Source organism: Chryseobacterium gossypii (assembly GCF_041361455.1).
Taxonomy (GTDB): Bacteria; Bacteroidota; Bacteroidia; order Flavobacteriales; family Weeksellaceae; genus Chryseobacterium; species Chryseobacterium gossypii.
Genome location: NZ_JBGCUR010000014.1, coordinates 47804 through 60583, shown reverse-complemented (window position 1 = coordinate 60583; position 12780 = coordinate 47804). Strand labels below are relative to the sequence as shown.

General features: G+C 40.4%; 15 protein-coding genes. 4 read left to right on the top strand and 11 right to left on the bottom strand.

Annotation, left to right across the window (positions count from 1 at the left end):
• Nucleotides 1–239: 239 nt before the first annotated feature.
• Nucleotides 240–482, top strand: coding sequence for a VF530 family protein (locus tag ABMQ40_RS09550; RefSeq protein WP_370898951.1), 243 nt, complete (start codon nt 240–242; stop codon nt 480–482).
• A gap of 19 nt (nt 483–501) precedes the next feature.
• Here ABMQ40_RS09550 and ABMQ40_RS09545 read toward each other — a convergent pair whose 3' ends face one another.
• From ABMQ40_RS09545 to ABMQ40_RS09535, 3 genes are all read right to left on the bottom strand, one after another.
• On the bottom strand, nt 502–879 hold the full coding sequence (locus ABMQ40_RS09545; protein ID WP_370898949.1) for a YchJ family protein: 378 nt from the start codon (nt 877–879) through the stop codon (nt 502–504).
• Between the two features lie 121 nt (nt 880–1000).
• The gene (locus tag ABMQ40_RS09540; protein WP_370898947.1) at nt 1001–3139 is read right to left on the bottom strand and encodes a M3 family metallopeptidase; all 2139 of its coding nucleotides are present in this window, start codon (nt 3137–3139) and stop codon (nt 1001–1003) included.
• Nucleotides 3140–3273: 134 nt separating this feature from the next.
• Nucleotides 3274–3633: an SPW repeat domain-containing protein gene (locus ABMQ40_RS09535; protein WP_370898945.1), complete on the bottom strand. Its 360-nt coding sequence runs from the start codon at nt 3631–3633 to the stop codon at nt 3274–3276.
• Between the two features lie 225 nt (nt 3634–3858).
• Between ABMQ40_RS09535 and ABMQ40_RS09530 the strand changes: the two genes are divergently transcribed.
• Nucleotides 3859–4671 carry a head GIN domain-containing protein gene (locus ABMQ40_RS09530; protein ID WP_370898943.1) on the top strand — a complete coding sequence of 271 codons (813 nt, stop codon included), beginning with the start codon at nt 3859–3861 and terminating at the stop codon, nt 4669–4671.
• On the opposite strand, the gene ABMQ40_RS09525 is transcribed toward ABMQ40_RS09530, so the two are convergent.
• From ABMQ40_RS09525 to ABMQ40_RS09505, 5 genes are all read right to left on the bottom strand, one after another.
• Nucleotides 4672–6558, bottom strand: coding sequence for a monovalent cation:proton antiporter-2 (CPA2) family protein (locus ABMQ40_RS09525; protein WP_370898941.1), 1887 nt, complete (start codon nt 6556–6558; stop codon nt 4672–4674).
• 2 nt (nt 6559–6560) lie between these two features.
• Entirely contained in the window at nt 6561–7079 is a 519-nt protein-coding gene (locus tag ABMQ40_RS09520) for an NAD(P)H-dependent oxidoreductase (RefSeq protein ID WP_370898939.1), read from the bottom strand.
• 235 nt (nt 7080–7314) lie between these two features.
• Complete coding sequence (locus ABMQ40_RS09515) at nt 7315–8124, bottom strand: TPM domain-containing protein (RefSeq protein WP_370898937.1); 810 nt, start codon at nt 8122–8124, stop codon at nt 7315–7317.
• Nucleotides 8105–8533 (bottom strand): TPM domain-containing protein, encoded by a 429-nt coding sequence (locus ABMQ40_RS09510; protein ID WP_370898935.1) that lies wholly within the window; start codon nt 8531–8533, stop codon nt 8105–8107. Before ABMQ40_RS09510 ends, ABMQ40_RS09515 begins: the two co-directional genes overlap by 20 nt.
• On the bottom strand, nt 8533–9141 hold the full coding sequence (locus ABMQ40_RS09505; RefSeq protein ID WP_370898933.1) for a LemA family protein: 609 nt from the start codon (nt 9139–9141) through the stop codon (nt 8533–8535). The genes ABMQ40_RS09510 and ABMQ40_RS09505 overlap by 1 nt, the downstream gene beginning before the upstream one ends.
• 73 nt (nt 9142–9214) lie before the next feature.
• Here ABMQ40_RS09505 and ABMQ40_RS09500 point away from each other — a divergent pair, with 73 nt between their 5' ends.
• Nucleotides 9215–9709, top strand: a complete 495-nt coding sequence (locus ABMQ40_RS09500; RefSeq protein WP_370898931.1) for a dihydrofolate reductase — start codon at nt 9215–9217, stop codon at nt 9707–9709.
• Between the two features lie 73 nt (nt 9710–9782).
• Nucleotides 9783–10352 (top strand): DUF2892 domain-containing protein, encoded by a 570-nt coding sequence (locus tag ABMQ40_RS09495; protein WP_370898929.1) that lies wholly within the window; start codon nt 9783–9785, stop codon nt 10350–10352.
• A 51-nt stretch (nt 10353–10403) separates the two neighbouring features.
• Here the strand turns inward: ABMQ40_RS09495 and ABMQ40_RS09490 are convergent, their stop codons facing one another.
• The 3 genes from ABMQ40_RS09490 to ABMQ40_RS09480 form a co-directional block, all read right to left on the bottom strand.
• Complete coding sequence (locus ABMQ40_RS09490; protein WP_370898927.1) at nt 10404–11036, bottom strand: trimeric intracellular cation channel family protein; 633 nt, start codon at nt 11034–11036, stop codon at nt 10404–10406.
• A 201-nt stretch (nt 11037–11237) separates the two neighbouring features.
• A complete protein-coding gene (coaD, locus tag ABMQ40_RS09485) occupies nt 11238–11702 on the bottom strand; it encodes a pantetheine-phosphate adenylyltransferase (RefSeq protein ID WP_370898925.1) in 465 nt (154 codons plus the stop codon).
• Nucleotides 11703–11774: 72 nt separating this feature from the next.
• The gene (locus tag ABMQ40_RS09480) at nt 11775–12767 is read right to left on the bottom strand and encodes a D-alanine--D-alanine ligase (protein WP_370898923.1); all 993 of its coding nucleotides are present in this window, start codon (nt 12765–12767) and stop codon (nt 11775–11777) included.
• Nucleotides 12768–12780: the final 13 nt, after the last annotated feature.

Here is a 12780-nt window from a genome sequence, read left to right as displayed (position 1 = left end):
TCTCGATACGAATGATTGTCCGCATTGCTTGCTTCAAACCATCCACTCGAACTGCCGTAAAACTATACTATCACGGAAGAAACCCGTCACTTCGGGTAGCGAAACGGAGTGAAGCGTATCGGGAAGTTATACACTTAAGTTCTTGATATAAATGATTTCCGCATTGCTTCAAATCATCCATTTAAACTGCCATGCAACATCCATCAGCTTAAAATATTCCTTACTTTTACAAAAAAATAATGTCACAGCAATCCAAAGATCCACTGCATGGAAAAAGGCTTGATACCATTCTTGAAGAATTGATAGAATATTATGATGGCTTTGAAAAGCTGGGGGAACAGATAAAAATAAAATGCTTTACAGATAATCCCAGCATCAATTCTTCTTTAAAGTTTTTGAGAAAAACTGCCTGGGCAAGAGCTAAAGTGGAAAGTTTATACTTATATGTTATAAGACAAAAATTGAAAAATAAAAAGCCATAGTTCATCTGTGGCTTTTACTTTAATCTATAAACCTTCCGGAAACATAATACCATCTTTCATCTATTTTCCGGAAAATTGAAAATTCATGATGTATTTGCGGACAGCCATGTTGATCAATGTAGTAAGCCTTAAATTCAACCTGATTCAGTGCCGGGGTTCTGATGATCTCCAGTTTTGTCCACTGATTGATCTCTCCCCATTCCTGTAAATCTTTTTTATTGTGGAATTTTCGTTTTCCGGGAAGAGTGGTTTCCATCAAATAATTTCCATTGGGTATGGCAAATGCCGAAAACCTCGAACGCATCAGTGCTTCTGCAGTAGGAGCATGTTTTTCACCTTTGTGATATGGCAGGCAGCATTCTTCATAGGTTTTGCCTGAACAGCAGGGACAAATCATTTTAATTTAATTGCAAAAAAGTTAGAATTAGGCACAGTTACAAGGGTAAAAGCTGGATGTTTAATTTAGCTGTTTTGTATTAAAAGAAGCATTCAATTTTAATGAATGCTTCTTAAGAAAATTATTTAATAAACCCTCTGTTTCTCAATAAAGGTTTGATATCCGGATCGTGTCCCGTGAAATCTCTGAATGCCTGATTCAAATCTACGGAGTTTCCAACGGAAAGGATGTATTTTCTGAAGCGGTCACCATTTTCCCTGGTTAAGCCTCCGTTATTTTTGATCCATTCCCATGCATCATTATCCAATGTTTCAGACCATAGGTATGCATAATAGCCGGAAGAATACCCGCCACCCCAAATATGTGCAAAATAAGGAGTATGATATCTTGGTGGCACTGTCGCCAGGGTAAATTCGTGTTTGGTCAGAGACTGTTTTTCAAAATCCAGAACCGGGAGCAGCTGGCTTTCGTCCGTAATGGTATGCCAATCCATATCCAGTTCAGCAGCGGAAACCAGTTCAGTGGTCATATATCCCTGATTGAAGGTAGCCGCCTTTTTGATCTTATCCACCAAAGTCTGTGGTATAGGCTGCTTAGTTTCATAATGAACGGCATAATTTTTCAGAATAGTGGGGTCCAGAGCCCAGTGCTCATTGATCTGGGAAGGAAACTCCACAAAATCCCTTGGAACATTGGTCCCTGAAAGAGAAGGATATTTCTGGCTGGCAAACATGCCATGAATTGAATGTCCGAATTCGTGGAACATTGTAGATACATCATCGTAGCTGATAAGGGAAGGTTTACCTGGTGCGGGCTTTTGATAGTTGAAGCAATTAACGATAACAGGTTTGGTTCCTAATAGATAGGACTGCTCCACAAAATTACTCATCCATGCCCCTCCGTTTTTGGAATCTCTTGTATAGAAGTCAAGATAATAAATAGCGATAGATTTTCCGTCATGATCAAAAACTTCATACGCTACCACATCCGGGTGGTAGACAGGAAGATCGGTTCTTTTCTTGAAGGTGATGCCATAAAATTTTTCTGCGGCATAGAAAACTCCTTTTTCCAAAACTGTTGTAACTTCAAAATAAGGTTTGATCTGGTTTTCATCCAGGTCATACTTTGCTTTTCTAACCTGTTCGGCATAAAAATTCCAGTCCCATGGCTCCAGTTTGAAGCCTCCATTTTGCTGGTCGATCAGGTCCTGTATATCTTTTGCCTCACCTCTTGCTGTTTCCACGGCAGGAGTGGCAATCTGGTTCATCAGCTTAATGGCTGCCTCAGGAGTTTTTGCCATCTGATCCTGCAGTTTCCATTCTGCAAAATTTTTCTTCCCTAAAACCCGGGCTTTTCTCAGCCTGAGCTTCACCATTTTTTCAATAATTTCTCGGGTATCATTTCCGTCACCTTTTTCGGCTCTTAGCCATGACGCTTTAAAAAGCTTTTCCCTGGTTGCCCTGTTTTTTAAATTTTGCAATAGAGGCTGTTGGGTGGTATTTTGCAATGCCAGAAGGTATTTGCCTTCCTGCCCGGCATTCTTGGCGTCCGTTGCTGCTGCTGCAATTTCATCAGCAGAGAGACCGTCCAGTTCTTTTACATCAGAAATGAAAATTCCGCCTTGTTTCCTTGCTTCCAGTAATTTATTGGAATATTGGGTGGAAAGTGAGGCCAGCTCCTGGTTGATCTGTTTCAGCTTTTCTTTGTCGGATGCCGAGAGATTGGCACCGGCGATTTCAAAATTTTGCCTGTAAAACTGTAATAGCCTCTTACTTTCAGGATCCAGGTCATCTTCCTTAATGGCTTTTATTCTGTTATAAAGATTTTCATTGAGATACATCTTATCAGAATGAGCAGCAAAGACAGGGGCATATTCCTCATCCAGGGCTTGTAAAGAAGGATTGGTATTTGCGCTGGTCAAATTTGAAAATACAATCATAGCTCTTTTCAGGATCTCACCACTTTTTTCCAAAGCCACAATGGTGTTATCAAAAGTAGGGGCTTCCGGATTGTTGGCTATTTTCAGGATTTCGGCGTCGTGCTGCTTTAAGCCGAAATCAAAAGCCGGTTTAAAATGTTCATTCCTGATTTTATCGAACTCGGGAGCTTCATACTGAAGTTTGCTTTTCCTTATAAAAGGATTAGATGCCAGCGCGTCAGGAACAGGAATTTCCTGTTGGATATCGGTTTTTTTCATTGTAGTACAAGAGTAATTAAATGCCAGTGCAGAAATTAATAATACTGATGAAATGTTCTTCATAAAGCTAATTGTTATCAAGGTATAAATATATGAAAACTATTTGACCTGGATACCTTAATAAAAGGCTTCCCCGACAATATCGGGGAAGCCTTTCAATATCATTCATCAGGAAATAATATGATACGGATTCGGTATTACACATGTTTTGGCTGTGTTACAGAAGTCTTGCGGGTAAGCAAGACTGCCATAATTTCAAACGCTCCCAAAATAACATGAGGCCAAAAGATCCTGTCGCTAAAGCCAAAAAGCCATGGTGATACCAGTAACAGCAAGCCTGCCATGAAATCAATTGTTAAATGGGCCTTAAAAGGAAAAACCGGGGCCAGGGCATACTCATAGTCAGTTAAAAGGCTGTATACCAGGGTAGAACCTCCCAATATAACGGGGAGTACCGTTGCAGCGCTGTTATCAGCAAATCCTAAAAGCCAGGGAATGGCAATCAATAAGGCGCCCATAAGATAATCCAGGACGGCATGAGTTTTTGTTGAAATCATAATAATATTTTTTTGTGGTGTGTGGCTAGTTTTAGTCCAAATCTTGTACCATTAGGGGCAGAAATATCCTGTAAAATATTGATTTTTAAGTGTATTTAAGATGGCGTGGCGAGGATTGCTGCTGCCGCCAGGTATTATAGGAAATTTCCGGACTGATGAAATATTTTTTATACCTTAGTTGTTATTAAGTTATAGTATAAAAATTAATCATAAAAATCAGTAAACATGAAATCAACAGCTCTTTTTATTTTTTCAGCTTTATTATTAGCTTCATGTAATGGGAAGCAGGACAGAAGAGATCAGGAACAGCGAAATTGGGTGGAAAAGGTGACCAGTAAAGATTCCGGGCCTATCAAGGAAAGGGAATTTAAAGGCGATTTTGACGAAATTGAAGTTTCCCAGGCTATAGACGCTGAGGTTATAAAATCTGAAACAGAAAGGGTAGTGATTTCTGCTCCTGAAAATATCATCAATGAAGTGCTGGTGGATAACAATGCCGGAAAGCTTCACATCCACTATAAGCCAGGGATCAGGGTAATGAATAGAAACCGGGTTTCAGCAAAGATCTATACCAGGGATTTTCATAAGCTTATTGCCAATTCGGCAGCCAAGATTGTAGTAAAAGATAAATTTACCCAGGAAAAAACAGATATTGAGGTGTCAAGTGCAGGTACGGTTTCAGGCGATCTTGAAGCTAATGATTTTGATATTTCTGCGGACAGCAGCAGTAATTTTAGGGGGAAAGTCTGGGCTGTTGAGCTGGACGTTGATGTATCTTCGGCAGCCAGTGTTGATATTTCTGGTAAAGCAAAAAGTGCTGATCTCAGCTCCTCTTCAGGAAGCAGTATCTCGGCCAGGGATGTTGTTGCAGAAAATGTAAAGGCAGAAGCTTCCAGTGGTGCCAGTGTTGAAATAAGTGCCACCTCGAAGGTGGATGCCGAAGCATCATCCGGGGGAAGCGTAAATGTATATAAAAGAGGGAACGTGACCACCGTGAATAAGTCTGAAAGCAGTGGGGGAAGCGTAAATATCCAATAATCAACTGCCGGCTTCCTCATCTTCTTCTTCGGTAGATGAGGAGCCTTCCCAGTTTTTATTATCAAAGCTCAAATTATCATAAGCCAATAATTCCTCCTCACGCTGGAGGATTTCTTTTGTGGTGAATAAAACAATATCATCATTCTCCTCTTTCATTTTGGCCAGTTTCCGTACAGATTCCTTATCAATGGCCATGAATCTTTGTCCCAGGCGTCTTGCCGCATATTTTCTCATCCCGGTTTCATGCAGGATGTCAACCGCCATGTCCACTGCTGTGCCTAGTGTTTCCCGGTAAATATTGTCGATGCCGTTATTAAGATAATCATAGGCATCAAGCCTGTTTTTGGCCCGTACAAAAATTTTCACTTTCGGATAATGTTCACGAACCAGTTCCGCAATGAATTTATTATCATCGGGATCATCAAGACAAAGAACCAGAATCTCTGCATCCTCAATTCCGGCAGCCCTTAGGATGGGAATTTTGGTAGCGTCACCATAATACACCTTGAAGCCATAGCTTCTAAGCAGCTTTACACGGTCAGGATCCCGGTCCAGAACGGTTGCTGAGACTTGATTTGCTTTTAACAGCCTGCCAACAGTGCTTCCGAAGTGTCCGAAGCCTACAATAATGATCTTTTTCTGGCTTATATTTCCGTCCAGAATATTGAAATCATGCTCACCTTCGGGTTCTTCTTTAATAAATTTCGGAGTTATGATTTTTTCATTGATAATCAGAAGAAAAGGCGTAACACACATGGTGATTGCTGTGATGGCCATCATCTGGGCGTTTAGTTCCGGGCCCAGGAGATATAGGCTGGAGGCATAGTTGATCAGTACAAAGGCAAATTCTCCTACCTGCGAAAGGGCAAACGCATAAAAGAGGCTTTGTGGCGTATCTATCCTGAAAAATCTTCCGATTGAATATAAGACTATGAACTTTACAATTAAAACCGCAAAAACGGTGCTGAAAATAAAAAGAGGATCCTCCCGGATGATATTAAAGTTTATGGTAGAACCTACACTGACGAAGAAAACAGCTAATAATAAACCTTTAAAGGGATCGATCTGAGCTTCCAGCTCGTGCCGGAACTCACTGTTGGCAAGCATTACCCCCGCGAGGAATGCCCCCAGCGCAGGAGAAAGCCCGATAGCGACCATCAGTTCCGAAACACCGATCACAAGGAACAGAGAAGAGGCCGTTAATAATTCCGTCATTCCGGATTTTGATACATATCTCAGAAAGGGAACAAAAACATATCTTCCGAGTAAAATCAGGATGGTTACTCCTAAAATCACGGTACCTGCCTGTAACCATTCCGGAAGAGTCTGAATCAGCACCTGAATATCATTATCCTGATGCCTGGCCTTGTAGTTGGCTATAATGGGTAAGATGGCCAGAATGGGGATTACTGCAATATCCTGAAACAGAAGTGTTGAAAAGGAGGCTTCTCCCGCCGTTGTTTTCAGGTTGTTTTTTTCCTGTAAGGTTTGCAGTACAATGGCTGTGGAGGACAGGGCAAAACACATGGAAATAGCAATGGCTTTGTCAAGCTTCCAGCCTACACTGATAAAAACGAGGAACAGAAGAGAAATGGTTAAAAGCATTTGTGTAAGGCCAAGACCTACAATTTTCTTTCTCATTTCCCAGAATTTTCTGGGCTCTAGTTCCAGACCGATCAGGAATAGAAGCATGATAACTCCAAACTCACTGGCATGCATAATGTCATCAACATCCTTCCCGGTAAGCCTTAATACATAAGGGCCAATGATTATTCCTCCTATGATATACCCGATCACAGAGCTTAGCCCGAATTTTCTTGCCAGCGGAACCATAATGATGGCTACACCCAGAAAGATTAACGTATTCATGGCTAAGGTCGGTTCCATATTTACTGATTCAGGGATTCGGCAAATTCCTGTTTATGCAGGATGATTTCTTTTTTTGTCAGCTTATTGGCTTCGTAGACTACTTTGATATTTTTAATCCGGGCTTTGAAAACATTTAAAGAAACGATGAGCCCGCTGATAAGCTCTTCTATGGTGTATTTATACGTTCCGGTCTTGCTGAAAGATCTTTCCTTTCCGCCTGTGGTCACCAGAATATGGACTTCCTTTCCCTCGAGAGGATTTTCTGCCCCTTCTTTCAGCCAGTCCCGGTCGAAGACCTCATCGATCCATAATTTTAATAAAGGTGGTATCCCAAACCAGATGATAGGGAACTGAAAGATAAAACGGTCATAGCTTTTAAGCCTTTTCCTTTCTCTGAAGGCGGCAATATGGAAGTCCGGATATTCTTCATAAAGATCGCGGAGCGTAAAATGCTGGTGCCGGACATAGAAATTAATGAGCTCAACATTGGAGTTGGAGTGCTCTAAATAAGGATGTGCAAAAACTACCAACGTCTTCATAAAAACCGGTTTTCAGTAAATTTAATGAAAAATAATTAAATAAACACCCGCTTTTATAATACAAATTAATGAATAATTCTTTTTATTTGTTAATGTTAAATTTTATAAATCTGATGGAGTTTCAACGGGATCGCAGGATCATATGAACATCCTAATAATTTCAGAACGTTGGCTGATCCTGAATCTTTGAGCCAAAACCAATTATTGGAATGGAGACGGAATAATATAATTTATGCTACCAGCCACCTGAAGCACCTCCTCCTCCGAAGCTTCCTCCTCCACCAAATCCACCGAATCCTCCTCCGGAGCCGCCACCACCAAATCCACCGCCTCCGAAGCTGCCCGGGAACGGGAAGAATCCGCCTGGATAATTTCTGCGGCCTCTTCTTGAAAGGATCACATCATCATCGTCATAGTTTCCGCCTCCGCCGCCACCCCTGTTTCCGAAAAGAATGGCAAGGATAATGAATATGACAAATGCAATAATGAGGATTTTGAATGCTCCTGAATTACCACGGGATTGGTCCGCCTGGTCGGTTAAAGGCTTGAATTTACCCTGAACCGCTTCCATGATCGCGGATGTTCCCCGGTTAATTCCCTCGTACCAGAGACCTTTTTTAAAATTAGGTGTGACGATATAATCCAGGATTTGTCCGGCAACGGATGCCGTAAGGTATTGCTCAACCGCTCTTCCCTGCTGGATAGACATGGTTCTGTCCTCGGTTGCGATCAAAAAGACCACACCGTTGTCAACCCCTTTTTTACCAATTCCCCATTTCTCCCCGAACATGGTTGCCAGAAAGTTTACATCTTCACCTTTAGTAGACGGGATGATAATTACTTCGATCTCCGTTGAGGTGGAGTCTTCAAACCGGATGAGCTTATTATTCAGCGCATCTTTCTCCTGTTGGGTAAGCAGATTGGCCTCATCAAAAACCGGGTATAGAACCTTAGGCTTCTCAGGAATGGTATATTGCGCTGATACAAGACTGTACAGGCAGATCAATAAAAATGAAAATACTATTTTAAGAGAACGTAATTTCATTAGAAAGCTGATTGGGATTTTCTCCGGTTACAGGAAAGTGTTTTTTCAATTCAAGGCCTGTTTCCAGAATGGCACTTTTTAATGCCTTATAATAATTTCCTTTGGCAAATTCAGCGGTAATATAATCATGCAGGTGATCCCAATAGGACTGGAGTACCTTTTCGTGAATTCCGGTATCGCCAATGATGGTCAGATATTTTTGTTCAAAATTCACATGAAACAGTACGGCATTTCTATCGGCGGTTTTGTTCATACAAAGTCTTTTGAAAACTTCAAATGCTGTCTCTGCGTTGTGGGCTTCCGTATTGGAATCAATATGTACCCTGATCTCGCCGGTAGAATGCTCTTCTGCTGACTGAATAGCTTCCACAAGGGAAGCTATCTGCTGATTTGTTAAAAAATTGCTCATTATTCTGAGAATACTTCAGGGGCTTTATTGGCTCCTGCTTCTGCTTTGAAGTAAGGCTTTTCTTTAAAGTTTGTAAAATTCGCCAGGATATTATTCGGGAAAGTTTTGATCGATGTATTATAATCCTGGGCGGCTTCGTTATAGTAAACCGTTTCAGTTCTGATGCTGTTTTCAATAGCGGTATATTCCCTCTGGAAGTTGATGTACTGCTGGTCAGCCTTTAAGTTCGGATATTGTTCCACTACAGCCATCAACCTGCTTAAGGCTCCGCTAAGCTCACCCTGTGCAGCCTGGAATTTAGCCATATCAGCTTCTGTCATATTGGTAGGGTCTATGTTGACTGAAGTTGCTTTAGAACGGGCTTCAATTACTTTTGTTAAAGTTTCCTGTTCAAATTTGGAGTAGGATTTTACGGTTCTTTCCAGGTTCGGGATCAGATTGGCTCTTTTCTGGTAAACGGTTTCTATATTAGACCATTTTGTATTGACGTTTTGCTCTTTTGTTACAAAATTATTATAGCCGCTTTTCCCCCAGAAGAATAATACGGCAACAATGATCAGTAGAAAAATGCCGATCGTTCCGGCGCTTAGGCAACCTTTATTTTTCATAGTTTATTTTTTTTAATTTTTTGTGTCAATCAAATATACAAATTATGTGCTAATTTTGTAAAAAAATTATTTAATGATAACAATGGTGGTAGCAATGGGAGAGAAGAATGAAATTGGTTTTAACAACCAGTTACTTTGGCATCTTCCCAAAGATTTGAAACACTTCAAAGATATTACTTCAGGACATCCGGTCATTATGGGAAGAAAGACCTATGAGAGCATAGGTAAACCTCTTCCTAACCGTACCAATATTGTTGTCTCAAGGCAGGAAGACTGGTTCGAGGAAGGGATTCTAATTGTGGGAAGTATTAAGGAAGCCGTAAAGTTTGCGAAAAAGATCGATGAGGATATCTTTATTATCGGGGGAGGAAATATTTACGAGCAGACAATGGATATTGCCGACAAACTTGAAATTACACGGGTGAAAGCGGATCTGGAGGCAGATACGTTCTTTCCGGCTATTGATGAAAAAGTCTGGATGAAAACAGATGAAACCTGTCACGAAAAAGATGAAAAAAATCAATACGGTTTCTGCTTTCAGACTTATGAAAGAATAAAGAGCGAGTAGTCTCAAAATCTGGCTTCTGGTCTCTAGCTTCTAACCTCTAAATTCTTTATCTTTGCACTTCTAAATCTTACTCATGAATAAGTACGTAAAAATTGTAATTGCGGCAGTTCTTATACTCACAGGACTTTATATGATGATCTTTACCCGGAATCTGGGTTGGGGTATCGTGATTTTCCTGCTGGCATCAGTGCCTATTTTACTTTTCTTTAAAAATGAATATATCCTTCTGGCGTTCTGGCAGCTTAGAAAGCAAAATATGGAAAAAGCAGCGGAATGGCTAAAAGGGATCAACAATTATCAGGCTCAGCTGCATAGATCCCAATACGGATATTTTCACTATTTACAGGGGCTAACTCTGGCCCAGGAGCATCCGACAAAAGTAGAACCTTTAATGAAGAAAGCACTGGAATATGGTTTGAATATGAAGCATGACAGGGCGATGGCTACTCTGAATCTTGCAGCAGCAGCCATATCAAAAGGAAGAAAACAGGAAGGACAGAAATTGCTGGAAGAAGCAAAAAGACTTGACAGCGCCGGAATGATGACGGACCAGATCAAAATGATGAAAGATCAGCTGAAGATGCCGTCCATGCAAAAGCATATGCATAATCCTAATATGAGGCAGCGCGGTAAATTTTTTTAAAAGATAAATAAAAGCCTGAATTCAATTCAGGCTTTTATTTTTTAAGATCAGTTATATCTCAGAATTATGGTCATTTCCATAAAATTTCGGGATCTGCCAATGGTATTTTACGGCCAATGTTCTGATTGCAACAATCAGTAAAATGGTAAAGATCTGTACAAAAGTATAGGATAATGAAGTAAATTGGGTCATCAGCAGAAATGCGGCTCCTCCTACGATGCACGCGGTGGCATAGATCTCTTTTCTGAAAATCAGCGGGATCCTGTTAAGCAATATATCCCGGATGATACCACCGAAACAGCCGGTAATGGTCCCCAGCCCAATACATATCAGAGGATGGATATTTACATTCAGCCCCTTCTGGATTCCAATGATGGTAAACAGCCCGAGGCCGAAGCTGTCGAAAATAAATAATGTAACCTTAAAGTTTTTTTCAAGGGATTTGAAAATCATGGAAAAAATACTGGTGATCAGGATAACGGCACAGGTTAATAAATCATGCATCCAGAAAACAGGGATATCCAACAGCAGATCCCTTACAGTACCTCCTCCTACAGAGGTTACAAAGGCAATGATAAGGACCCCGAAAGGATCCAGGCGTTTCTGCATTGCTGCAAAACTTCCCGACATTGAAAATGAAACGGTTCCGAGTACTTCTATGGCAAAATTGAACTGTTCATGCATATTTTAGAGGGATAAATAATGAGTTATGAGGGATGGGTAATAAAAAATTATGCCATTTAAACATTGGTCTGAATTTATACTTGCAATGCTTCCGTACTTTGGATTTAAATATAGTAGATAAAGATAAAGTTAGTACTGTGATAAAAAATGCATAAAGATTATTCTCTTAACTCATGATTTATACTTATCACTCGTTACTATTTATTTTTCCACTCTCACAGAGTCCGGTACCAGTAACTCATACTCACCGCCATGATTGATGATTTCCCGCACAATGCTGCTGCTGATGAAAGATTTTCCTGATGAGGTCAGCAGAAATACGGTTTCCAGCTTTTTGTGGGCCAAGGTTCTGTTGGTATGGGCAATTGCTTTTTCAAATTCAAAATCGGCAGGGTTTCTAAGGCCGCGTAAGATGAATTGCGCATTTTTTTCAAAGCAGTAATCAACGGTCAGACCTTCAAAATAGTCCACTTCCACGTTAGGAAACTCTGCTACTGAATTTTGAATGAATTCCATTCTTTTTTCAAGAGGGAACATGTATTTCTTTTGGGAATTCTGCCCGATGGCGATGATCAGTTTGTCAAAGAGCGGCGCAGCTCTTTCTATAATATCATAATGTCCTAATGTGATGGGATCAAACGATCCCGGGAAAACAGCAATTTTCATGTTGTATGAGTTTACAGGTATGAGTTATAAGTATGATCCCGGATCTGTATTCTAACTTCTGATCTCTGAGTTCTAATTTCTTTTCTTATCTAAAGCTTTTTCAACTTCATTTCCGCAAAGATCGGTTATGGAAATTCCGTAATACCTTGCTTGCTGAGGTAGAAGGCTTGCCGGAGAGAATCCGGGATTTGTATTCATTTCCAGCATATACGGAATGCCATCCATCAGAATATACTCACTGCGTGAAAAACCGCTCATACCTAATGAATTGTAGGCTCTTTTGGCAATTTCTTCTACTCTCATTCTTGTTTCCTCATCTATTCTTGCAGGTGTAATTTCTTCAGAAGCACCTTCATATTTGGCTTCGTAATCAAAAAATTCATTCTTAGGTACAATTTCAGTAATTCCTAAAACAATGGTTTCTCCCTTGTAATCAACAACACCTACGGAAACTTCCATTCCGTTCAGAAAGCTTTCAATCAGGATCTCATGATCTTCTTTAAAAGCAACCTCAGTAGCAGGGATAAGCTCTGATTTTTCCTTTACCTTTGAAATTCCCAAAGACGAGCCGGACTGGTTCGGCTTTACAAAGAGCGGGAGACCAAGATATTCCACAATTTCATCCGCATTGATCTCTTCTCCTTTTTTAAGGTATACACTTTTTGCTGAAGGAATGCCATACTTAGACAGTACGGCAAGGGTGTCCTTTTTATTGAAGGTTAAGGCGCTTTGATAAAAATTACATCCGGTATAGATCTGCCCGATGGCGTCCCAATAAGCCTGAAGAATTCCGTTTTCGCCCGGTGTTCCGTGAATAATATTGAAGCAGACATCAAATTTTAGAAGTGTGCCGTCTTCCAGGGTTACTGAGAAATCCCCTCTGTTGATAGGGTATTTTTTATCATCATCACTTAAAAAATACCATTCGTCTTTAAGGATGACTATTTTATATACATCATATAAGTTCCTGTCTAAAGAATCATAGATCAACTGGCCGCTTTTCAATGAAACCACGTATTCGTCCGAATAGCCTCCCATAACTACGGCAACACTTTTTTTGCTCATAACCATATATAGT